22 protein-coding genes, 1 tRNA gene and 1 pseudogene are annotated in these 22,556 nt (G+C 65.6%); 9 read left to right on the top strand and 15 right to left on the bottom strand.

What is annotated here, in order from left to right; genetic code table 11:
• Window positions 1-23: 23 nt before the first annotated feature.
• Genes U5768_RS21255 through U5768_RS21240 form a run of 4 tightly spaced genes read left to right on the top strand, consistent with a single transcriptional unit; the run spans window position 24 to window position 3,670 of the window.
• A complete protein-coding gene (locus tag U5768_RS21255; RefSeq protein ID WP_415913952.1) occupies window positions 24-968 on the top strand; it encodes a carbohydrate ABC transporter permease in 945 nt (314 codons plus the stop codon).
• Complete coding sequence (locus U5768_RS21250) at window positions 965-1,834, top strand: carbohydrate ABC transporter permease (protein WP_322032364.1); 870 nt, start codon at window positions 965-967, stop codon at window positions 1,832-1,834. The genes U5768_RS21255 and U5768_RS21250 overlap by 4 nt, the downstream gene beginning before the upstream one ends.
• 11 nt (window positions 1,835-1,845) lie before the next feature.
• A complete protein-coding gene (locus U5768_RS21245) occupies window positions 1,846-2,532 on the top strand; it encodes an HAD family phosphatase (RefSeq protein ID WP_322032363.1) in 687 nt (228 codons plus the stop codon).
• Between the two features lie 28 nt (window positions 2,533-2,560).
• Window positions 2,561-3,670 (top strand): sn-glycerol-3-phosphate ABC transporter ATP-binding protein UgpC, encoded by a 1,110-nt coding sequence (locus U5768_RS21240; RefSeq protein WP_322032362.1) that lies wholly within the window; start codon window positions 2,561-2,563, stop codon window positions 3,668-3,670.
• A gap of 122 nt (window positions 3,671-3,792) precedes the next feature.
• Here the strand turns inward: U5768_RS21240 and U5768_RS21235 are convergent, their stop codons facing one another.
• From U5768_RS21235 to mutL, 5 genes are all read right to left on the bottom strand, one after another.
• Window positions 3,793-4,740, bottom strand: coding sequence for a sugar-binding transcriptional regulator (locus U5768_RS21235; protein ID WP_158758530.1), 948 nt, complete (start codon window positions 4,738-4,740; stop codon window positions 3,793-3,795).
• 40 nt (window positions 4,741-4,780) lie between these two features.
• Window positions 4,781-6,262 (bottom strand): xylulokinase, encoded by a 1,482-nt coding sequence (xylB, locus tag U5768_RS21230; protein WP_322032361.1) that lies wholly within the window; start codon window positions 6,260-6,262, stop codon window positions 4,781-4,783.
• A gap of 122 nt (window positions 6,263-6,384) precedes the next feature.
• Window positions 6,385-7,791 carry a D-arabinitol 4-dehydrogenase gene (gene dalD, locus U5768_RS21225; protein WP_322032360.1) on the bottom strand — a complete coding sequence of 469 codons (1,407 nt, stop codon included), beginning with the start codon at window positions 7,789-7,791 and terminating at the stop codon, window positions 6,385-6,387.
• Window positions 7,792-8,041: 250 nt separating this feature from the next.
• Window positions 8,042-9,022, bottom strand: a complete 981-nt coding sequence (miaA, locus tag U5768_RS21220; RefSeq protein ID WP_322032359.1) for a tRNA (adenosine(37)-N6)-dimethylallyltransferase MiaA — start codon at window positions 9,020-9,022, stop codon at window positions 8,042-8,044.
• On the bottom strand, window positions 9,019-11,151 hold the full coding sequence (gene mutL / locus U5768_RS21215; protein WP_322032358.1) for a DNA mismatch repair endonuclease MutL: 2,133 nt from the start codon (window positions 11,149-11,151) through the stop codon (window positions 9,019-9,021). Before mutL ends, miaA begins: the two co-directional genes overlap by 4 nt.
• A gap of 223 nt (window positions 11,152-11,374) precedes the next feature.
• Between mutL and U5768_RS21210 the strand changes: the two genes are divergently transcribed.
• Complete coding sequence (locus U5768_RS21210; RefSeq protein WP_322032357.1) at window positions 11,375-12,061, top strand: DedA family protein; 687 nt, start codon at window positions 11,375-11,377, stop codon at window positions 12,059-12,061.
• A gap of 109 nt (window positions 12,062-12,170) precedes the next feature.
• Here the strand turns inward: U5768_RS21210 and U5768_RS21205 are convergent, their stop codons facing one another.
• The gene (locus U5768_RS21205; protein ID WP_322032356.1) at window positions 12,171-12,986 is read right to left on the bottom strand and encodes a mechanosensitive ion channel family protein; all 816 of its coding nucleotides are present in this window, start codon (window positions 12,984-12,986) and stop codon (window positions 12,171-12,173) included.
• A gap of 220 nt (window positions 12,987-13,206) precedes the next feature.
• On the opposite strand from U5768_RS21205, the pseudogene U5768_RS21200 reads away from it, so the two are divergent.
• Window positions 13,207-13,821, top strand: a pseudogene (locus U5768_RS21200) (ParB-like protein); the annotation flags it as partial.
• Window positions 13,822-13,929: 108 nt separating this feature from the next.
• Here the strand turns inward: U5768_RS21200 and U5768_RS21195 are convergent.
• Together U5768_RS21195 and U5768_RS21190 are read right to left on the bottom strand one after the other, a co-directional pair.
• Window positions 13,930-14,310, bottom strand: coding sequence for a hypothetical protein (locus U5768_RS21195; protein WP_322032355.1), 381 nt, complete (start codon window positions 14,308-14,310; stop codon window positions 13,930-13,932).
• A gap of 242 nt (window positions 14,311-14,552) precedes the next feature.
• Complete coding sequence (locus U5768_RS21190; protein WP_322032354.1) at window positions 14,553-15,482, bottom strand: LysR family transcriptional regulator; 930 nt, start codon at window positions 15,480-15,482, stop codon at window positions 14,553-14,555.
• A gap of 118 nt (window positions 15,483-15,600) precedes the next feature.
• Here U5768_RS21190 and U5768_RS21185 point away from each other — a divergent pair, with 118 nt between their 5' ends.
• From U5768_RS21185 to U5768_RS21175, 3 genes are all read left to right on the top strand, one after another.
• Window positions 15,601-16,164 (top strand): cytochrome b, encoded by a 564-nt coding sequence (locus U5768_RS21185; protein ID WP_322032353.1) that lies wholly within the window; start codon window positions 15,601-15,603, stop codon window positions 16,162-16,164.
• A gap of 61 nt (window positions 16,165-16,225) precedes the next feature.
• The gene (locus tag U5768_RS21180) at window positions 16,226-16,813 is read left to right on the top strand and encodes a YceI family protein (protein WP_322032352.1); all 588 of its coding nucleotides are present in this window, start codon (window positions 16,226-16,228) and stop codon (window positions 16,811-16,813) included.
• A 54-nt stretch (window positions 16,814-16,867) separates the two neighbouring features.
• Window positions 16,868-17,458 (top strand): YceI family protein, encoded by a 591-nt coding sequence (locus U5768_RS21175; protein WP_322032351.1) that lies wholly within the window; start codon window positions 16,868-16,870, stop codon window positions 17,456-17,458.
• Window positions 17,459-17,564: 106 nt separating this feature from the next.
• On the opposite strand, the gene U5768_RS21170 is transcribed toward U5768_RS21175, so the two are convergent.
• The 7 genes from U5768_RS21170 to tolR form a co-directional block, all read right to left on the bottom strand.
• Window positions 17,565-18,005 carry a BspC domain-containing protein gene (locus U5768_RS21170; protein WP_322032350.1) on the bottom strand — a complete coding sequence of 147 codons (441 nt, stop codon included), beginning with the start codon at window positions 18,003-18,005 and terminating at the stop codon, window positions 17,565-17,567.
• A gap of 118 nt (window positions 18,006-18,123) precedes the next feature.
• A tRNA-Lys gene (locus U5768_RS21165) sits at window positions 18,124-18,199 on the bottom strand.
• Between the two features lie 174 nt (window positions 18,200-18,373).
• Window positions 18,374-19,123, bottom strand: coding sequence for a tol-pal system protein YbgF (gene ybgF, locus U5768_RS21160; protein WP_322032349.1), 750 nt, complete (start codon window positions 19,121-19,123; stop codon window positions 18,374-18,376).
• 23 nt (window positions 19,124-19,146) lie between these two features.
• Window positions 19,147-19,653, bottom strand: a complete 507-nt coding sequence (gene pal / locus U5768_RS21155; RefSeq protein ID WP_042266217.1) for a peptidoglycan-associated lipoprotein Pal — start codon at window positions 19,651-19,653, stop codon at window positions 19,147-19,149.
• Window positions 19,654-19,671: 18 nt separating this feature from the next.
• Window positions 19,672-20,964, bottom strand: a complete 1,293-nt coding sequence (gene tolB, locus U5768_RS21150) for a Tol-Pal system beta propeller repeat protein TolB (RefSeq protein WP_322032348.1) — start codon at window positions 20,962-20,964, stop codon at window positions 19,672-19,674.
• A gap of 137 nt (window positions 20,965-21,101) precedes the next feature.
• Entirely contained in the window at window positions 21,102-22,100 is a 999-nt protein-coding gene (gene tolA / locus U5768_RS21145; RefSeq protein ID WP_322032347.1) for a cell envelope integrity protein TolA, read from the bottom strand.
• A complete protein-coding gene (gene tolR, locus U5768_RS21140) occupies window positions 22,097-22,543 on the bottom strand; it encodes a protein TolR (RefSeq protein ID WP_158758513.1) in 447 nt (148 codons plus the stop codon). The genes tolA and tolR overlap by 4 nt, the downstream gene beginning before the upstream one ends.
• Window positions 22,544-22,556 lie beyond the last annotated feature (13 nt).

Raw genomic sequence — 22,556 nt, 5'->3', positions numbered from 1 at the left:
CGCAAACGAGAAGGGTGGTCCTCATGCGTCATCTCCATCTCCCCATGCCTATATTCAATCGAGCGCGCACGCCACAGAAGCCTCAGCAGGTGGAATCACGCCGCTCGGCGTCACGCTGGCTCGTGTCGCCGTCCGTAGCGGTGCTCCTGCTGTGGATGACGATTCCGCTCGCGATGACGATCTGGTATTCGTTCACGCGATACAACCTGCTCAATCCCGACCTCAAGGGTTTCGCGGGCTTCGACAACTATCGGTTCCTTGCCACCGACCCCTCGTTCGTGCCGTCGATCGTGCACACCATCGAGCTGATCGTGTCGGTTCTCGTGATTACCGTGGTGGGCGGCGTGCTGATGGCGGTGCTGTTCGACCGCAAGTTCATCGGTCAGGGCGTGGCGCGCCTCTTTGCCATCGCGCCGTTCTTCGTGATGCCCACGGTGAGCGCGCTGATCTGGAAGAACATGATCCTGCACCCGGTGTACGGGCTTGTCGCCATCGCGATGCGCTCCGTAGGCCTCACGCCGATCGACTGGTTCGCGGTTTACCCGCTCACCGCCGTCATCATGATCGTGGCGTGGCAGTGGCTGCCGTTCGCATTCCTCATTCTCTTCACGGCCATCCAGTCGCTCGACCAGGAGCAGAAGGAAGCGGCGAAAATCGACGGCGCAGGCCCGATCTCCCTGTTTTTCTACATCACGCTGCCGCACCTGCGGCGCGCGATTGCGGTGGTCGTGATGATGGAAACCATCTTCCTGCTGTCGATTTTCGCGGAGATTTACACGACCACGGGCGGCGGTCCCGGCAACGCGACCACCAACCTCACTTACCTGATCTACTCGATGGGCCTGCAACAGTTCGACGTGGGCATCGCTTCGGCCGGCGGCATTCTCGCTGTCGTGCTCGCGAACATCGTGTCGTTCTTCCTCGTGCGCATGCTCGCGCGCAACCTCAAAGGGGAGTACGAAAAATGAGCCAGATTACCGCTACGCCCGCGCAGTCGCCCCACGCCGTCGACCGTGCGTCGCCGCTGCAGTTCATCGGGCGCGTTCTGCCGGGGCTGCTCGCATGGCTGATCGCGCTCGCGCTGTTCTTCCCGATCTTCTGGATGACGATCACGGCATTCAAGACCGAGCAGCAAGCCTATGTGCCGACGATCTTCTTCATGCCGACGCTCGACAGCTTCCGCGAGGTGTTCGCGCGCAGCAACTACTTCGCGTTCGCGTGGAATTCTGTGTTGATTTCGGCGGGCGTGACGATCGTCTGCCTGATTCTTGCCGTGCCGGCGGCCTACGCGATGGCGTTTTTCCCAACCCAGCGCACGCAGAAGATCCTTCTGTGGATGCTTTCCACGAAGATGATGCCTTCGGTGGGCGTGCTCGTGCCGATCTATCTGCTGTGGAAGAATTCCGGTCTGCTCGACACCGTGACCGGCCTCGTGATCGTCTATACGCTCATCAATTTGCCGATTGCGGTTTGGATGACCTTCACGTACTTCAACGAGATTCCGCGCGACATTCTCGAAGCCGGGCGCATGGACGGCGCCGCGACCTGGCAGGAGATCGTCTATCTGCTCATGCCGATGGCCGTTCCCGGGCTCGCATCGACCGCGCTGCTGCTGATCATTCTTTCGTGGAACGAAGCATTCTGGAGCATCAACCTCTCCAGTTCGAACGCCGCGCCGCTCACCGTGTTCATCGCGTCGTATTCGAGTCCCGAGGGTCTGTTCTGGGCGAAGCTTTCCGCGGCGTCGCTGCTCGCGGTTGCACCGGTGCTGATCGTCGGCTGGCTTTCGCAGAAGCAACTGGTGCGCGGCCTCACGTTCGGTGCGGTCAAGTAATGGACAAAGCGATGTCCATTCAAGCCCTGATCTGCGACTGCGACGGCGTGCTGATCGACAGCGAAGCCGTGGCCGCTCGCGTGCTGGTGCGCGAACTCGAAGCGCGCTGGCCCGGCGCGGACGCGGCGCCCGTGGTGATGCCGCTGCTCGGCCAGCGCATCGAGCGCGTGCTGGGCGGCGCGGGCGAAGCGCTCGGGCGCAGCCTCACGGCCGCCGACGTCGATGCGATCCGCACGGTGGCCGAAGCCGAAGCGCGCGAGGCGCCGCTTTTTCCGGGCGTGCTCGCCGCGCTGGAAGCCGTGACGCTCACCAAGGCGTGCGCGAGCAACAGCTACACGGCGGTGGTGCGCGAAGTGCTGGCGCGCAACGGGCTCGAGCGATTTTTCGGCCCGCGCGTGTACTGCGCCGATATCGTCGCCCGACCGAAGCCCGCGCCCGACGTCTATCTCGCGGCGGCGCAGGGCATGGACGTCGCGCCCGCTGCGTGCCTCGTGGTCGAGGACAGCGTGACGGGCGTGAGCGCGGCGCGCGCGGCCGGCATGACGGTGCTCGGCTTCGTGGGCGGCACGCACGTAGGCGGCGACGCGCACGCGCACGAGTTGCGCGAGGCTGGCGCAATCGAGATTTTCGACGATATGACGACGCTGCCCGCGCGGGTGGCGCAATGGATGAACCAGGCGCGAACGCGTTCGAACTGAACGGTTTGTGCAGAAACGGAGACACATCATGGCAAGCGTGATCCTCAGAGACGTACTGAAGCGCTACGACGACAACGAAGTGCTGCGCGACGTGAATCTCGACATCGGCGACGGCGAGTTCGTCGTGTTCGTCGGCCCGAGCGGCTGCGGCAAGACCACGCTCATGCGCATGATCGCGGGGCTCGAGGACATCAGCGGCGGCGATTTGATGATCGACGGCACGCGCATGAACGACGTGCCGCCGGCCAAGCGCGGCATCGCGATGGTGTTCCAGTCCTACGCGCTCTATCCGCACATGACGCTCTACGACAACATGGCGTTTGGCTTGAAGCTCGCGGGCGCGAAGAAGCCCGAGATCGACGCGGCCGTGAAGAACGCCGCGAAGATCCTGCATATCGATCATCTGCTGGACCGCAAGCCCAAGCAGCTTTCGGGCGGGCAGCGTCAGCGCGTGGCGATCGGGCGCGCGATCACGCGCAAGCCCAAGGTGTTCCTGTTCGACGAGCCGCTCTCGAACCTCGACGCCGCGCTGCGCGTGAAAATGCGCCTCGAATTCGCGCGTCTGCACGACGAACTCAAGACGACGATGATCTACGTGACGCACGATCAGGTCGAGGCGATGACGCTCGCGGACAAGATCGTCGTGCTATCGGCGGGCAATGTCGAACAGGTCGGCAGTCCGAATCGTTTGTATCATGCGCCGGCGAACCGGTTCGTGGCAGGCTTCATCGGCTCGCCGAAGATGAATTTCCTCGACGGCACGGTGCAGCAGATTGCGAGCGACGGCATTATCGTTCGCTACGAAACGGGCGATACGCAGAAGGTGGCCGTCGAGCCGGGCACGGCGCGCGAAGGCGACAAAGTGACCGTGGGCATCCGCCCCGAGCATTTGCACATCATGACAGGCGGCGAAGGTGTGAGCGCGAAGGCGATGACGGTCGAGTCCCTTGGCGACGCCGCTTATCTCTACGCCGAATGTCCGGTCGCGCCCGATGGCCTGATCGCGCGCATTCCGCCGCTCGAGCAGCACGAACGGGGCGAGGCGTTCAAGGTCGGCTCGACGCCCGACCATTGCCATCTTTTCAACGCGGACGGTCTCGCGTTCGAGCGTCGCTTCGCGCAGCAACTGGCTGCGTGATTTAACTGGCTTGCCGGACGCATCGCCTCGAAGCGCGAGGCGGTGTTTTGTGTGGCGAGGTACCTGAGGTTGCCTTTGTCAAGCCCGCTTCGAGCGGGCTTTTTTTCGCCTCGGCGCAGAGTTTAGCGCTCGATCGCCGCGCGCGCGCACAACTCATCGGTAACGAGCCCCGAGAGCCAGCCGCCGTTGAGCGCGGCGATCACCGCTTCGCGCTTGCGCGCGCCGCCGGCGAAGCCGATGGTCGGGCGGCGCGGCGGGGAATCGAGGTACACGCTCGTCACGCGCCGGCCCGTGGGCGAATCGACGCGCTTGCCCGCCGCGTCGATCGGCAGGCCGAGCATTTCGGCCACGGCGCCCTGGCCCATCAGTTCGCGCACTTCGTCGGACGTGATGAAGCCGTCCTCATGCAGCGGGCAGTGCTCGCCGATGTTGCCGATCCCCACGAACGCGACATCGGCCTCGCCCGAAAGCGATTCGACGATGCGGTAGAGCCGGTGATTGCACCACTGCGCGCGCTCGGCCTCGTTATCGGCGATGAGCGGCGCGGGCAGCAGGAAGTGCTTGCCGCCCGTCTTCTCGGAAATATGCAGTGCGACGTCATAGCGATTCGACGAACCGTCCTGGGCGATCGCGCCCACCATAGAAACCAGCCGATGCTGCGGCCGCTCAAGCTGCGCGATCTGATCGACGGCCGCCTTGAGCGTGCGTCCGCTGCTCACCGCCACCACCATCGGCCGCTCTTCGGTGAGGTAACGCTCCATCACCTGCGCGCCGGCCACCGCGAGCTTGCGGTCGATTTCCTCGGGCGTGTCGTTGTCCACGGGCACCACTTCGCAGACCGAAAGACCGTAGCGCTTCGAAAGCGCATCGGCGAGCGCGAGGCAATCGGCGAGACGATGATCGACGCGCACGCGAATGAGGTTCTTCTCGACCGCGAACGCGACGAGGCGCTGCGCGACCGGGCGCGACACCTGCAGCTTCTCGGCGATTTCGTTCTGGGTGTTGCCGGCCACGTAGTAGAGCCAGGCGGCGCGGGTCGCGAGATCGAGTTTTTCGGTGGACTTGGGCACGATGAGAGTAAGGGTTCGGGGCCGAAGTTTACTGCAAGCTTTACGCGTGGCGTTCGCGCGAAGGCTCGAAGAGCGGGCGCACGTGACGGTACAGCGCGCGGTAGGCAGCGAGCCGCTCGCGCAGCGCCGCATGGCGCGCTGCGTTCGGCGTGTATTCGGCCACCACGGGCGGCTTGGTCAGCACTTCACGCGCGTCGCCGCCCGCCGCGAGCCAGCCAAGGCGCGCCGCGCCGAGCGCCGCGCCGGTTTCGCCGCCGCCGTGCTGGCGCGTGGGCGTGTTGAATGCGTCCGCGACCAGTTGCGCCCAGTAGCCGCTGCGCGCGCCGCCTCCCAGCATCGACAGCGCGCCCACTTCGGTGCCGGCCGCCGCGAGCGCGTCGAGGCCGTCGGTGAGCGCGAGCGTCACGCCTTCGAGCACGGCGTAGCCGAGCAGCGCGCGGTCGGTTGCGTGCGTCATGCCGAAGAACACGCCCTGCGCGTACGGGTCGTTGTGCGGCGTGCGCTCGCCCGAGAGATACGGCAGGAAGAGCGGGGCTTCGGCGAGGCTTTGCGGCTGGAGTTGTTCGACTTCGGCGAGCAGCGCGGGCTCGTTCGTGCCCGTGAGCTTGCAAACCCAGCGCAGGCAGCTCGCAGCCGAAAGCACGACGCTCATCTGATGCCAGCGGTCGGGAATCGCGTGGCAGAACGCGTGTACGGCGGAAGCCGGGTTGGGCCGGAAGCGGTCGCCCACCACGCAGAGCACGCCCGAGGTGCCGAGCGAGACGAAGCCGTCGCCGGGCTGGGTTGCGCCGATGCCGATGGCGCTCGTCGCGTTGTCGCCGCCGCCCGCGGCGACCACCACGTCCTCGCGCAGGCCGAATTCGCGTGCGAGCGCGGGCAGGAGCGTGCCGGAAGGCGCGCTGCCTTCGGCGAGCGAGGGCATTTGCGCGCGCGTCATGTTGCAGGCGTCGAGCAGCGCGTCGGACCAGTCGCGTTTGGCCACGTCGAGCCAGAGCGTGCCCGCCGCGTCGGAGGGATCGGAGACCTTGCCGCCCGTGAGTTGCAAGCGCAGATAGTCCTTCGGCAGCAGCACGCAGGCCGTTTTGCGAAAGATCTGCGGCTCGTGGCGCGCGACCCACAGCAGCTTGGGCGCGGTGAAGCCCGGCATGGCGAGATTACCGGCAATGCGATGCAACTGCGGCGCGCGCGCGGTGAGCTCGGCGCATTCGTCCACGGCGCGCATGTCGTTCCAGAGGATCGCGGGGCGCAAAACGGTGTCGTGCGCGTCGAGCAGCACGGCGCCGTGCATCTGTCCGGAAAGGCCGATGCCGCGCACCTGCGCGAATTCGTGCGGATGCGCCTCGCGCAGCGCGGCGAGCGCGCGGCGCGTGCCGTCCCACCAGTCGGCGGGATTCTGCTCGGACCAGCGCGGGTAGGGGCGCGAGACGACGAAGGGCGTGCCGGCGGTGCCGATCACGCGGCCGTCGGGCGCGAGCAGCAGGACTTTCACTTCGGAGGTGCCGAGGTCGATGCCGAGATACATAGGCGCGCTAAAGCCGTGAAGAGAGTTGCGCTACTTTAGCCGCGCGCCGGGCGCGGCGCCATGCGCGCCGACCCGGAGGGCGCGCACGGCGCGAATGTGACGGACGCCGCCGCGGTATCGCTTCAAACGCTGCAACCGCGTGAGGCGAGCCACTGGTCGACGCGCGTGAGCGCGCCGCGCACCGCGCCGCCGAGCGTGGGGTTGCCCGCGAGGCCGCCCCACAGCAGCTTGTCGCCGAGAAACGTCGAGACGGGGTCGCCGCTGTCGAACATGCGGTGCACGGCCGTTTCGTCCATCACGCCGTCCTGGTAGGTGTAGGGCAGCGTGCCCTTGTGCCAGCGCTCCAGAAAGCGCAGGAAGAGCGCGGGCAGCATGGCCGTGGCGGCGGGCGTCGCGCCGCTGGCGATGCGTTGCGCGAGCGTGGGCGCGATGAAGCCGGGGATCTTCGAATAGCCGTCGGCGGCCACGCGCTGATTGGTGTCCTGGATGTAGGGATTGCTGAAGCGTTCGAGCACGACGTCGCGATACTTCGCGAGATCGAGCGGGCTGGGCGTGAGGCAGGGAATCACGTCCTCGCTCACGTATTCGCGCGCGAAGGTGCGGATGTCGGCGTCATTGGTGCCCTCGTGGATGAAGTCGAGCCCGACGAGCGTGCCCGCCCACGCAATGCAGCTATGCGTGGCGTTGAGAATGCGGATCTTCGCCTCCTCGTAGGGCATCACCGATTCGACCATCTCCGCGCCCGCGCGCTCCCAGGCCGGCCGTCCCGCGCAGAAGTGATCCTCGATCACCCACTGGATGAACGCCTCGCCCATCACAGGGCAGGCATCGTCCACGCCGGTCGCCGCTTTCACGCGCTCGCGCACGTCGGGCGTGGGACGCGGCGTGATGCGATCGACCATGGAGTCGGGGCAGGCCGTGTTCGCGTCGAACCATTCGCGCAGATCCATCGCGCCGCGCAGCGCGAGAAACTCGCGCATGCCCGCATGAAAGCGCTTGCCGTTGCTACGCAGGTTGTCGCAGGTTTGCAGCGTGACGGGGCCGCCGTCGCGCGCCATGCGCGCTTCGAGGATCGCGGCGAGCGCACCGTAAATCGTCGTGCGGCCGCCTTGGAGGTCGGCGGCGAGGTCGGGATTCGCGGTGTCGAGTCGGTCGTGTTCGTCGAGGTAATAGCCGCCTTCGGTCACCGTGAACGCGATGATCTTGCAGTTCGAATCGGCGCCCGCGTCGATCAGGTTGGCGAGATCGGCGGACCACGGCAGAACGCGCGTAATCGAGCGGATCGTTTCGTAGGCGCGCTCGCCCTGCGGCGTGACGGTTTCGAGCGTGTAGGCGCCGTTCTGCGCGGCCAGCGCGTCCATCACGGCGTTCATGTCGGAGCGGATGTTGCCGACAGTGAGCGACCAGGCGGGCTCGTCGGGCTTGCGCGCGAGATTCACGCGATGCAGGTACCACGCCTGATGCGCCCGGTGAAACGACCCGGCGCCGATGTGCAGGATCACGTTCGCCTGGCTGCGTTCGGTGTTCATTCGGTGTCTCCTTACTCAAAGCGGCCGGTTGGCTTGTGATCGGCTCATGCCTGAGCAATTGCTCTATTGATGAACGAATGATCGTATCCGGTCGAGCGAAAGTCAAGCGGGCGAGGGCGTTTTCGGTGGCGCGCTGCGGCGGGGGAGGACTCGCGCGCGATCGTCGAACGCGCGTCGGGTGAATGCTGTTGGGGATGTTGTGGCGCACAAAGCGCCCTAAAGGAGACGGCGGCGAGAAGGGCCGGCGGTGTCAGCCGCCAATGCGCGCAATCGCCGCAACTGCCTGCGCGGTCGCGTCTTGCGCGCAGCAATCCACGACGATGCGCTCCGGCATCGCGCGCAGCCATGTGAGCTGGCGCTTGCAAAGCTGGCGCGTGGCGAACACGCCCTTGTCGCGCATGGTGTCGTAAGCCACGTCGCCGTCGAGGTATTCCCACACCTGGCGGTAGCCCACGCATCGCATGGATGGCAGGTTGGGATTCAGATCGCCGCGCGCGCGCAGCGCCTTCACCTCGTCGATGAGACCGCCCGCGAGCATCGCGTCGAAGCGCGCCTCGATGCGCGCGTGCAGCACGCCGCGCTCGGACGGCTCCAGCGCAACGGGCACGAAGCGGTAACGCGCGGCTTCATCCTCGCGCGTGGAGGGCGTGGCGAGCAGCACCGACATCGGCTGTCCGCTCAGCATGAAGATTTCGAGCGCGCGCTGAATGCGCTGCGAGTCGTTCGGGGCGAGGCGCGCGGCCGTCGCCGGATCGACTTGCGCGAGGCGGGCGTGCATGGCGGGCCAGCCGTCGCGTGCGGCTTGCGCGTCGAGTTGCGCGCGCACCGCCGGGTCGGCCGAGGGCAGGTCGTTGAGACCTTGCGTGAGCGCCTTGTAGTACAGCATCGTCCCGCCTACGAGCAGCGGCACGTTCCCGCGCGCGACGATCTCGCCCGTCACGCGCAGCGCGTCGGCGCGAAAGTCGGCGGCGGACCACGCGTCCAGAGGATCGACGATATCGATCAGATGATGCGGCACAGCCGCGCGCTCGGCGGCGCTCGGCTTCGCGGTGCCGATGTCCATCTCGCGATACACCAGCGCCGAATCGACGCTCACGATCTCCACCGTGCGCCCGCCAGCCGCCGCCTGCGCGGCATACGCAAGCGCGGCCGCCGTCTTTCCCGAGGCCGTGGGGCCGAGCAGGCAGGCAACCGGCAACGCGCCGCCTTCGTGTTTCGTGAACTGCGTCATTGACCGCGCATGAAAAGCCGATCGAGATCGGCGAGCGTGAGCTGATACCAGGTCGGCCGGCCGTGGTTGCACTGGTCGGCGCGCTCGGTGGCTTCCATCTGGCGCAGGAGCGCGTTCATCTCGTCGAGCGTGAGACGCCGGTTCGCGCGCACCGCATGATGGCAGGCGAGCGTGCCGAGCATCTCGTGCTGGCGCTCGGTCAGCACGCGCGAGCCGCCGTACTCGTGCAGATCGGCGAGCACGGCGCGCGCGAGCGCCTGGAGATCGGCGTCCTTAAGGAGCGCGGGAACCGCGCGGATCGCGATGGACGTGGGCGAGAGGACGGCGAGATCGAAGCCCAGCGCTTCGAGCGTCGCCTTTTCTTCCTCGACGGTGCCGGTTTCCACAGGATCGGCCGGCATCGAAATCGGGATCAGCAAGGGCTGCACGGCCAGCGACCGTTCGGCGAGCGCCTGCTTGAACTGCTCGTAGAGAATGCGCTCGTGCGCGGCGTGCATGTCGACGATCACGAGGCCGCGCGCGTTCTGCGCGAGCACGTAGATGCCGTGCACCTGGCCGAGCGCGAAGCCGAGCGGGTGGTCCTCGCCCGCCTGGAACGCGGCGTGCGGCGTGCTGGCCGCGAACGCGCCGGCGGCGCCGTCCTGCGCCTGCGGCACGGTCGAACCCTGCGCCGTGCCCGCGCCGACATCCTTGCGGCCGAACAACGCGTCGTACAGCGCGAGCGGCTGCGCGACGGGCAGGCTGCCTTGCGTCATGCGCGACTGGCGCAGCCACGTGTTGCCGCTGTTCGCGTTGGCGCCGCCTGCGTTTGCGGAGCCGAAGCCGGAAGCGCGCGAGAGCGCGCCGCCCGCGCCGCCGCCGAAGCTGCTCGCCACGCTCGCGGTGCCGAACTTGCCGTCCGCGCCGAAGCCGCCCGCGGCGCCGGACGCGGCGCCTGAGCGCGCGTGGTCGGACGCGCCCGATGCGAGCCCGACCGAAGCGCCCAGCACGCCTGCGCCCGGCAACGCTCGCGGCTCGATGAGCGCGGCTGCGTGGCCGCCCGAGGTCGTCTCGGGCGACGCGCCCGCGTGGCGCGCGAGCGCGCGCTGCACGGCATGGAACACGAACTGATGGATCGAGCGCGAATCGCGAAAACGCACTTCGATCTTCGACGGATGCACGTTCACGTCGACGGCTTCGGGCGGCAGGTCGAGGAACAGCACGTACGACGGATAGCGGTCGCCGTGCAGCACGTCCTCATACGCCGAGCGCACCGCGTGCGTGAGCAGCTTGTCGCGCACGAAGCGGCCGTTCACGAAGAAGTACTGCTGGTCGGCGCGGTTGCGGCTCGCTGTGGGCAGACCCGCGCAGCCGTATACGGCGAGCGGCCCGGCGCGCTCATCGAGCGGCAGGTGCGCCGTGGCGAACACTTCGCCGAGGATCTTCGAAACGCGCGTGGCCGGATCGCTCGCGTTCCAGTGCTCGACCGCGCGGCCGTTGTGCAGCACCGAGATCGCGACGTCCGGGCGCGCGAGCGCGCTGCGGCGGATCATCTCGAGGCAATGGCCCAGTTCGGTCTGCTCGCTCTTCAGAAACTTGCGGCGCGCGGGCGTGTTGAAGTACAGCTCGCGCACTTCGATGGTGGTGCCCTGGCCGCCCGCGGCCGGCGAGACCGCGCCGGTATGCCCCTCGATCTTCACGGCGTGCGGTGCGTCGGCGCTGCGGCTCGTGATCGACATCTCGGCCACCGAGGCGATCGACGCCAGCGCTTCGCCGCGAAACCCGAGCGTCGCGACGCTTTCCAGTTCCGCGAGCGAGCGGATCTTGCTCGTGGCGTGGCGCATGAGGGCGAGCGGCAGTTCGGCTTCGGGAATGCCGCAGCCGTCGTCTGCGATGGAGATGCGTTTCACGCCGCCTTCGTCGAGCAGGATGCGCAGCGTGCTCGCGCCCGCATCGAGCGCGTTTTCGAGCAGTTCCTTGACGACCGAGGCGGGCCGCTCGACCACTTCGCCCGCGGCGATCTGGCTGATGAGCTGATCGGGCAGCGCCTGGATCGCGCGCGCGGGTTGGGCGGCGCGGGCCGCACTTGCAGCGGCGGCGGCTTGAGCGGAATCCGGCGCGGCGCCGGTGGGTTCGGAATTCGAAGACATGCGCGCAATTATAGCGAGTCGGCGCGCGCGGACTCGACGCGCTTGTGCGCCCCTAAAACCGCCATCTAGCCGCGCTTTGTGTGCGAATTCACCGAAATTAGCGGGAATTTTTCGTGACGCCCGGGCACTTTCGGTATCATGGCGCGGTCAATTTTGCTTCTCGCGCAACACAGGGCGAACGCGCTTTTTCAGGTGCGCGGCCCACGATCAATAAGGGACACTTTTGGATACGCTTCTGCAGTTCGTCAATCTTGTCTTGCACATCGACAAGTTTCTCGGTGTCTTCATCCAGCAGTACGGCGGCTGGGTCTACGCAGTGCTGTTCCTGATCGTGTTCTGCGAAACCGGTCTCGTGGTGCTGCCGTTCCTGCCCGGCGACTCGCTGCTCTTCATCGGCGGCGCGTTTGCCGCTACGCATGAGATGAATCTCGGTCTGCTGATCGTGCTGCTGCTCGTGGCGGCGGTCCTCGGCAATACGGTCAACTATCTGATCGGGCGCGCCATCGGGCCGAAGGTGTTCAATTCGCATATTCCCGTGCTCGAGCGCTTCCTCGATCGCGCCGCGCTGCAGAAAACGCACGAATTCTACGAGCGCCACGGCGGCAAGACCATCGTGCTCGCGCGTTTCATCCCTGTGGTGCGTACGTTTGCGCCGTTCGTCGCGGGCGTCTCGCAAATGAGCATGCGACGCTTTCAGTTGTTCACCGTCACGGGCGCGCTGTTCTGGGTGTTGCTGCTCGTGCTGCTCGGCTACTTCTTCGGCAACATTCCGTTCATTCGCCAGTACCTCAACGTGATCGTGCTCATCGGCATCGGCGCGGCTATCGTGCCGATCCTGCTCGGCGGGCTGTGGAAGATGCTGCGCAAGGGGTCGCGCGGCGCCGCCGTGCGCAAGCCCAATCGCGGATGAGCGCGCGGCGCCTGCTCGCCGCAACGCAATGAAAAACGGCATCGCCTGCGAGGGCGATGCCGTTTTGCTTTGGCGAGCGCGTCGAGCGCGTCGAACCCGGCTCGCGGCGCTATGACTCCACGCGGCGAATGATCGAAGGCGTTTCGGGCGTGGGGTAGCCCGCGTCCTTGAAGGTCTCGACGATCGCGCGGTTGGTGTCGAAGTAGACCTGCCAGTAGGTGTCGTTGTTCGTGTAGGGCCGCACGGCCAGCAGCGGGCCTTCGGGCGTAAACGAGAGGATCTCGACGTCGGGCGCCGGTTCCTGCGACACGTTGGGTATTTTCGCGATGGCCGCGCGCAGGCGGCTGGCGGCATCGACGGGATCCACGCCGTTGGCGATCTTCGCGGTCAGCTCGACGCGGCGTACGGACGTGGCGCTGTAGTTCGAAATAGTGTCCGAGAAGATCTTGTTGTTGCCGACGATGTTGACCACATTGTCCGGCGAGATGATGGTCGTGCCGAAGATGCCGAGTTCCTTCACGGTGCCCGTCACGCCCCCGGCCGTCACGAAGTCGCCCACCTTGAACGGCCTCAGCACCTGCATGAACACGCCCGCCGCGAAGTGCGCGAGCAGGCCGCCCCACGCCGTACCGATGGCAAGGCCGAGACCGGCGAGGAGCGCGGCGAACGAGGTGGTCTGCACGCCGAACACCTGGAGGATTGCGAGAACCAGCAGCAGGTTCAGGATGGCGGCGAGAATTGAACTGAGGTAATGCGCGAGCGTGGGATCGACGCGCTCGTTGCGCGCGAGCACCTTGCGCAGCAAGCTGGCGACGAGACTGATGGCCCAGCGCCCGATGATCCAAAGGACGATCGCCGCCACGACCTTCGTCCCGAAGTCGATGCCCCGGGTCATGATGAATACGCGGATGGTTTCGAGATCCACAATGCCCTCGCTTGTGCCGTGGCTGGCGCCGGTTTGTCACCTGGAGCATTTATAGGCCAAGTGGAAAAAGCGCGCATTCAACGTGCCCAGGGCGCCGTGGGGTTGACCCTGCGCACGCAGCGCGCTGCGCCCGTTCGATTGATGCGGCATGCATGGCGGTTCGGCTGTATCGTTGCGCGATCGAAACTGGCACGTACCGGAACGAAACAGGAGGCCCGCCATGAATCTTCAGAATACCGATCTGCATCTCATTACCGTGAAGCTCGACGAGTTGCGCCCCACGCAGATCACCGTGGGCTTTCGCGAAGTGAGCGCGAAGCGCGCGCACTGGCAGGCGCTCGACAAGAAAGGCCGCGCGGCGGCCATCGACTCGCACTGGTTTCCCGCCGTGCTCGGGCCGAAGTCGCGCTACTACGTGGTCGACCACCACCACCTTGGCCGGGCGTGGCTCGAGGAATCGGTGGAGAGCGTGCGGGTGACCGTGCTCAAGGATCTCTCGTGGCTCGAGCCCACCATCTTCTGGCGCATGATGGAGCACAACCAGTGGGTGCATCCGTTCGACGCCGCGGGCGAGCGCTGCGAATTCGACCAGTTGCCGAAGCAGCTCCTCGGCCTCGCCGACGATCCGTATCGCAGCCTCGCGGGCGAGTTGCGTACGTCGGGCGGCTATGCGAAGGACACGACGCCGTTCAGCGAATTTCTATGGGCCGATTATCTGCGTCGCAAGGTATCCGAAACGCGCTTGCGCAAGGACTTCGACGCGGCGCTTGCCGACGCGCTCTCGCACGCACACGATCCCGAGGCGCGCTATCTGCCGGGCTGGTCGGGCGTGCTGCCTCCCGCGCCAGCCAAAGCGCCTGGCAAGGCTGCAAGGGCGCCCAAGGGGGGCAAGGCCGCCAAGGCGGGGAAGAGTTAAAAACAGAGCAAAAGCGGCCGGCGCGCCTTACATCCGCAGCGTCGACTTGCTGTACGGAGACGTCTCGATTTCCTGTTCGCCAGCCGGCTCACTGCGCGCCTTGCGTGAGTCCTGCCGGCGCGCATGCCGCGCGATCAGCAGCGCCATCAACGCGGCGAGCGCGTAGGCGAAGGCGCGCTCGGGGTAAGTCTCGCTCGGGTTGTGCGCTTGCCACGGGCCGCCGGCATCGGCGAACACGAGGAAGGTGACCGCCGTGTCGAACGCGAGTGCAATCGACATCAAACCGACGAAGATGCGGGTGCCATTGAGCGCGACGTCGGGCCGCGCACAGCCAATGAGCCAGCAACCCACGCGCACGGCGAAGAGCAAGGCGAGATTCCAGAGCAGAAAGCAGACGAAGTTGACCATGATGCGAAGTGACCGGGCGTGTGACGCAAAGCTCGCGCGGGTGTTCTGGGCGAGCGGTGGCGCGATCCTGGCACGGAGGTCCATCTCGATAAATGCGGGCGTGTGAGGGCCGAAGGCGCCCGCTTGGCGCTTGTCTTCGCGCGAGCCCCGCGTGACGCGGTTCGCGCGGGATTGTGAAGCATTGTCAGGCGTACGCGGGGTTGCATGCGTACAACTCGCATGCGCAACGCCGAGGCGCTATTTCAGCGGGCGTCGGGCAGCGGCGCTTGGGGCGGCGTGCCTTGCGTCAGGTAGTGGCAGAGCCACTCGCTGGCGGGGCCGCGGGCCGCGTCGGTGCGATGGATCAGCGAGATGTTGTAGCTCACCGAGCGCCGGTCCGCGAGCGCCACGCGCACGAGCCGCCCGGCTTCGAGATCGGCTTCCACGAGGTGCTTCGGCATCGAACCCCAGCCGAGGCCCGCGAGCAGCAACCGGTGCTTGGCGCCAAGATCGCCGAGCTTCCACGCCCGATTGCTGTACACGCCGAAGTTCTGGCCTTCGGTGAGGCGGCTGCGGTCGGTGAGCACCAGTTGCGTGTGCTCGCGCGCATCCGAGATGCGCACCGGGTGCTCCGCCCTCGCGAGCGGATGGCAGGGCGCGGCCACGAGCACGAGTTCAACGGTGCCGATGGACTGCGCCTCGATCACATGCGGCCAGTTGTGGTTCGGCCCGCTGATGCCCACGGCGCAGTCGCCGTCCAGCACGAGCTTGAGCACGCCGCCGAGCGCTTCCATGGTGAGATTCAGCGCGACGGTGGGAAACGTGAACGCGAACGCCTGCAGCGCTTCGACGAGGCGCTGCGACGGAAACATTACGTCGACGGCGAGCGAAACTTCGCCCTCGAGGCCCCTCTGCAGGCCAGCGGCCTTGGCGTTAAGCTGACCCATGAGCAGATCGAGGCGGCGCGCGTCGGCGAGGATCGCGCGGCCCGCGGCCGTGAGTTCCGGCTTGCGCTTGCCCCGCTCGAACAGTGCGACGCCCTGCAGCGCCTCGAGATTGGCGATCGTATAGCTGACCACCGACTGCGCGCGGTCGAGCTGGCGCGCCGCCGCCGAGAAGCTGCCGGTTTCGGCGACAGCGATCAGCGCGCGCAATTGTTCGAGGCTGGGTGAGCGGTCCGAGGTGCGGTCCACGAGGTGCGGTCCTTTTCGACCTATCGAAAAAGTGGATGATAACCATCCATTTTAGACGATTGTTTGAATAGGTTTGGCCGGGTAAAGTGCACACCTCGAATATTGGAGTCGTATGCCGATGAATCCTACCGTCAAGCCCGCCGGCCGCTACAGCGGCGTCGCCATGCTGCTGCACTGGCTGATCGCCGCGCTGATCGTCTGGGGCTTCACGCTCGGCTGGATCATGACCGACATTCCCGGCATCACGCCCACCAAGCTGCGCTACTTCTCGTGGCACAAATGGATAGGCGTGACCGTGCTCGCGCTCGTGCTCGTGCGCATTCTCTGGCGCGTCACGCACGCCGCGCCCGCGCTGCCCCGCTCCATGCATGGTTGGGAGCGGCTCGCCGCGCACCTCGGTCATGCCGCGCTCTACGTGCTGATGGTCGCGATCCCGGTGACGGGCTACCTCTATAGCTCGGCGGCGGGCATCCAGGTCGTGTACCTCGGCATCTGGCCGCTGCCCGTGCTGATCGGCCCCGACACCGCGCTCAAGGGCGTGCTGCGCGTCGTGCATATCTCGCTGAACTACACGTTGCTCATCGTGGTCGTGCTGCACGTGCTCGCCGTCGTCAAGCATCAGTTGATCGACCGGCAGAACATCCTCTCGCGCATGCTGCCGTTCGGCACGCCGCGCGACTGACTTCGCGGCGCGCACGCGTCGTATCCCTTTCCCGATGCCTCCCACCTTGGACCGACTGCCCATGATCCAGCGTCTTGCCCATACCGCTTCCGTCGTCACGCTCGGCGCGGCGCTCGCCGCCGGCGCGGCTTTTACCGCGACTTTCGCTTCCAACGCCAGCGCCGCGGCGGAAGCCGCGAAGAACTCCGTGACTGCCGTGTTCAAGCAGATGAACGTGCCGGTCGAAGGGCGCTTCAATCACTTCACCGCCGACGTGCGCTTCGATCCGGCGAACGTCGCGGCATCGAGCGCGAAGCTCGACGTGGAAGTGGCGAGCTTCGACATCGGCGCGCCGGAATATAACCAGGAAGTCGCCGGCGGCGAATGGTTCGACGCCGCGCATTTCCCGCACGCGACCTTCGTCTCCACGCAGATCAAACCGGGCGCGAACGGCGCGTTCAGCGTGGCCGGCAAGCTGACCATCAAGGGCAAGACGACCGACGTCGTCGTACCGGTGCAGTACCGCAAGGACGGCGCCAACCAGGTGTTCGACGGGACGTTGCCCATCAAGCGCCTCGCGTACGGCATCGGCTCGGGCGAGTGGAAGGACACCTCGATCGTCGCCGACGACGTACAGATCAAGTTTCACATCGTGACCGGCGCGCACTGACGCGCGCGCGGCATCGCTTTTTCACCCAGTTTCTCTCGCACCAGGAACCGATTCATGAAGACCACGATTTTCGCCGCGGCCACCGCCGCCGCGCTCGCAGCTTTCGTCGCCACTCCGGCGCTCGCAGCCGCCACGACCTACAACCTCGACCCGACGCACACCTATCCGAGCTTCGAAGCCGATCACTTCGGCGGCGTGTCGGTGTGGCGCGGCAAGTTCACGAAGAGCGCGGGCACGGTCACGCTCGACCGCGCGGCAAAGACTGGCACGGTGGACGTGACGATCGACGCGTCGTCGATCGACACGGGCAACGCGCAGCTCGACAAGCACGTGAGTTCGGCCGAATTCCTCGACGCCGGGAAGTATCCGACGGCCACCTATAAGGGCACGTCGATCCGCTTCGACGGCGACAAGCCGGTGGAAGTGATCGGCACGTTCACGCTGCACGGCGTGACGAAGCCGCTGAATCTGAAGATCGATTCGTTCAAGTGCTTCCAGAACCCGATGCTCAAGCGTGAAGTGTGCGGCGCGGACGCCTCGGCGCAATTCGACCGCGCGGATTACGGTGTGAACTGGGGTCAGTCGTATGGCTTCAAGACGGCCACGACGCTGCAGATCCAGGTGGAAGGCGTGAAGGCAGACTGAGTTTGCGCGCGGCATGGGCCGCGCCTCGCTCGATACGAAAAAGCGCGTGCGCCCCCTGGCGTGCGCGCTTTTTTATGCTGAAGCCGCTAAGGACGACGAAGTATCGTCAGTGGATCGGCGACGTTGTGTGCGTGCCGCGCGGCGACAACGCGACATCGACGACGTGCGAATGCCAGATGCCGCAGGTGGCCTTCACCGGAACCCAGGCGTACTTGCCGCGGACCTTGGCGAAGGCGTGCAGATGGATCAACGTGTCGATCGACGCGACAGGCGTGAGTGGCTCGCTTGCGGCGGGCGCAGGCGTGGCATTGACGGGCTGCTCGATCTTCGCCGAAAGCGCACGGCGATCGGGCACGAGCAGCGAATCGTAGCGCTGCGCCTTGTGCACCCATTGGTCGAGCGCGGCAACGCAGTTGACGACGGCATCCGGCACGCGAATGCGGCGCAGGTATTCGTAGTCTTCGGGTTGCGGTTGGGTTTGCGCCTGAACGCGCAGACTGAGCCAGAAAAGCGCGAGCAGAGCGCAGGCAAGGGTCGTGAACTTCATGGTGACGTTGGCCTGTGCAGCGGGAATGGGACGGCGGGGGAGCGGGGAGTATACATGCTGGGCGCATGTCATAACGCAAAAAGCCCAGTCCGAAGACTGGGCTTTCTGTTTGATTCTTTGGTAGGCCGTACGGGATTCGAACCTGTGACCAACGGATTAAAAGTCCGCTGCTCTACCAGCTGAGCTAACGACCCAAAAGAGAAGCGGGATTATAGCGATGAATGACAAGAGCGTCAACCATTGCTGCCATAAAACCGATGGAAGAGCCCGAGGCACGCGGTGCCCCGGGCTTTCCTGTACGCGAGAGGCGCATTTCGCGGCATCGGCATACGCCAACGCCACATCACGCCAAAACCAGCCAGCAGCGCTTATTTGAGCTGTGAAAGCTTGCTCTGCGCCGTCTGGGCAACATCCGAACTGCCGTATTGCGAAACGACCTGCTCGAGCGTGCGCTTGGCCGCAGCCTTTTGCCCCTGCTCGATCTGATTGTTCGCAATGGCCAGCAGCGCCTCGGGAGCGCGCGGATGCTGCGGGTACTTGCTGACGACGTTCTGCCAAGTCGCGGTCGACCCCTTGTAGTCCTTCAGCGCATAGAGCGCGTTGCCGAGCCAGTACTGCGCGGTCGGCTGGTAAGGACTCTGCGGGAACTTCGCGATGAAGCTTCGGAACGATGCCGCCGCGTTCTTGAAGTCGCCGTTGCGGAACTGCTGCGAAGCGGCGTTGAACGCGTCCATCTCACCCGGCTGAACCGTGCCCTGCACGCCGTCCACGGTCTCCTGCTGCGGCTCGAACTTCTTGAGCCGCGTGTCGAGATCCGTGTAGTAGTCCTTCTGTTGCTTCTGCAGGGTCGCCAACTGGTTCGCCATGTCCTCGTTCTGTCCGCGCAACGTCGCGACCTGCTGGTTGAGCTGGTCGAGGCGGTTGGACTGGTCGAGGATCGTGCGTTGAGCGGCGGACAACTGGCTCGACAGACTGTCCGTTTTCGCGCGCAGGTCGAGGATCGCCTGGCGCGCCTGATCGTCATCGAAGATACCCGCGTGGGCTGGCAGCGCCGCGAAGGCGACGCCAGCCACGCAGGCGGCTGCGGCTGCGCGCAGCGGGGAGAAACGGTGCGACATACGCCCCTTCATCCAATGCTCAATTACTGTTGATACACGAGGTCAGCGCGGCGGTTCTGCGCCCACGAGGCTTCGTCGTGGCCCGTTGCGACCGGCTTTTCCTTACCGAGGCTGACAGCTTCCATTTGCGAATCGGGCACGCCCATCAGCGAAAGGGCGCGACGGACTGCTTCAGCACGCTTTTGACCCAGCGCCAGGTTGTATTCGCTCGTGCCGCGCTCGTCGGTGTTGCCCTGGATCAGGACGTGACGTTCCGGATGCGTCTTGAGGTACTGGGCGTGAGCTTGCAGCAGCGACTGGTAGTCGTCCTTCACGGCGTAGCTGTCGAAATCGAAGTACACGCTGCGCTTGGCAAGCGGGCTGTTCGGGTTGTTCAGCTCATCGACGTTCACCTGGGCGACCGCGTTCGGGTTCGGCTGGGTGTTCATCGCGCCGGCGTTCGGGTTCGTTTCCTTGACACCCGATTTGCATGCTGCCAGTGCACCGATCATCAAAACGGCCAAGGCCAGGCGTACTTTCTTCGACATCATTTTTGCTCTCCTGAAGTGTTATTGCATAAAAGGACCCCAGGACGGCTCGCGTACGCTGCCGCCCTGAACGGACAGGATTTGCCGCGTCCGACCGTCGGTCGATACAGCGGCCAGCACGCCACGGCCGTTCACCTGTGTGGCGTAAAGAATGTACTGACCGTTCGCCGCGAAGCTGGGCGATTCGTCATGTGTCGTGTCAGTGAGCGCCGTGGCGACACCGGATTGCAGATCCTGAATGTACAGCTTAAATCCGCCACCCGTGCGTGAGATGTACGCCAGTTGCTTGCCGTCCGGGCTGACCTTCGGGCTCGTATTGTAGTTGCCGGTGAACGTCACACGCTGTGCCGCTCCGGCGCTTTCGCCCTGGGCCGGCATCTTGTAAACCTGAGGCTGGCCGCCGCGGTCGCTCGTGAAATAAATCCAGCGTCCGTCAGGAGAGTAGTTGGGTTCGGTGTCGATCGTCGTGCCTTGCGTGAGGCGATGCAGACCGGAGCCGTCGGCATTGACGGCGAAGATCTGCGTGTTGCCCGTGCGCGACAGTGCTACCGCGAGCGTGCGGCCGTCAGGAGACCAGGCCGGCGCCGAGTTGTTGCCCTTCTGGTCCGAAATGATCACGCGGCGACCCGTAGGCAGGTCGTGCACGTAGACGATCGGCTTCTTCTTCTCGAAAGATACGTAAGCGACCTTGGTGCCGTCGGGCGACCAGGCCGGCGAGATGATCGGCTCGGGGCTGGAGAGCGCGATGTGCGCGTCTTGTCCATCGGAGTCCGAAACCTGCAACTGGAAGCGGCCGCCCGTCTTGATCACGTACGAAAGACGCGTGGCGAACACGCCGCGGTCGCCGAGCAGCTTCTGATAGATGTAGTCCGCAACCTTGTGCGCGCTCATGCGCAGACCGCTTGCCGGACTCGTGAGCACAAGGCCGCCGAGGCTTTCGCCCTTCACGGTGTCGTAGAGCTTGAAGCGCACTTCATACTGGCCGTTGCCGAGCTTGTTCACGCTGCCCGCAACGAACGCGTTGGCGCCCTTGGCTTTCCAGCTACCGAGGTCGACGGAGTCGTTTTCCGAGACTGGCGCGCTGCCGGCGTCGATGTTGGTGAATTTCCCGCTGCGTTGCAGGTCGGCGCGCACGATGGCCGCGACCTGTTCGGGCGAATTCGCTTCACCGGCAAAGTTTGCCGTGGCGATGGGGAACTGGGTGGAGCCCACGCCGGTGACGAGGACGTTGAGTTGTGCGTTCGCCGCGCCGCCCGCCGTGATCAGGCAGGACGCGACGAGGGTTCGCAGGCCAAGCTTCGTCATCAATGTCATGCTGTGATATTTCCTGAAAAAAGCAATTTTGTCATAACGCGCAACAGCAGACTGACCCGAAAACGTTCGAATCGTTCCTTTGTCGGCCACTGCCGCGCGCCGGCTTTCCTCAACCTTTCCGCGCCTTGCGCTCGCCGTCAGCCCGCCGGACGCAAGGTGATCTTGAAGCTAGAAGGCGCCTTGCCGTCGGTATCGACAGGCATCGGATCCGAGCGCTGAACCGCGCGCAACGCGGCGTCATCCCACGCCTGGTTGCCGCTGCTCCGCGATATCTGTGCCGAAAGCAGTGTGCCGCTCGGCGCGCATCGCACGGAGACTTCCGTTTCAAGACCCGAAGTTTCGCCCGACCATGCAATGAACTGGCGCACGCGGCGCCGCACCTTGTCCGCATAGCCCGGCGACGTCGCATTGCCGCCCGAGCCGCTGCCCGTGCCGCTCTTCGCGAGACCATTGCCGCTCGTGCCTTCGCCGCCGCCCATCGAGCCTTGCATCTGCGCGATGCGGGCGCGGCGTTCCGCGTCGAGCTTCTTCGCCTGCGCGTCGGCTTGCGCCTTCGCCTTCGCGGCCTTCTCGGCGTCGGCCTTCTTCTGTGCGTCGAGCTTTGCCTGCTTCTGCTGGTCCTCTTCCTGCTGCTGCTTCTTGAGCGCGTCCTGCTGTTGCTGCTGCTTTTGCTTCGCTGCCGCGGCTTGTTGCTGTTCCTGCTGCTGCTTGAGCTTTTCCGCCTTCTGCTGCGCGGCGAGCTGGGCAGCCTGCTGGGCCGCAAGCTGCTGCTGGCGCTTCGCATCGGCTTCCTGCTGTGCCTTCAAACGCTGCTGCTCGGCCAGTTGCGCCTCGCGCTGCGCTTCCTGCTGCTTACGCTTCTGCTGTTGCAGCGCGATGTCGGCGTCCTCGGTTTGAGGCGGCGGCGGAGCAGGGGCGACCGGCGCGGGCGGCGGCAGCGGCTTCGGCGTCGACAGGTCCGGCACCTCGGTCCACAGTTCTGCTTCCTCACCCGCCGGCGTGCTGTTCTGCCAGTGGATGCCGTGATAGAGGAACAGACCGAGCAGCACGTGCATGACCACCGCGAGGGCGATAGCACGTCCCGTGCCACGCTCGCGCGGAGGCTGCAGCGGATACGAATCGTTCTTCCGGATCATTGCGATTTGACGAGCAGTCCGACACGTTTGACGCCATGCGACTTCAGGTCTGACATCACGTTCATCACCGTCTCGTATTTGACGGACTTGTCGGCGGCGATCACGACGGGCTGGTCGGGATGGCTTTGCTCGCGATCGGCGACGAAGCCGTTGAGATCGGCGCGCGTCATGGTTTCCTGCTGCGTGGCGCCGGAGTCATCCTTGTAGCGTACGCTCAGATTGCCGTCGGGGCGAATATTGACAACGACGGGTGGCACCTGCTGTTGCTGCGACGCGCCGCCGACGGTCGGCAGATTGACGATGGACGGCGCGACCAGCGGCGCGGTCACCATGAAGATCACGAGCAATACCAGCATCACGTCGATGTACGGCACGACGTTGATGTCGGCCATCGCACGGCGCGAGCGGCTGCCTCGCATGCTCGAACGGACTGAGCCTCCCATCTTCGACTCCTTG

The organism is Paraburkholderia sp. J76 (genome assembly GCF_905220295.1).
Lineage (GTDB): Bacteria > Pseudomonadota > Gammaproteobacteria > Burkholderiales > Burkholderiaceae > Paraburkholderia.
The sequence above is the reverse complement of the archived record's forward strand: the minus strand, read 5'-3'. Positions and strand labels throughout refer to the sequence as shown.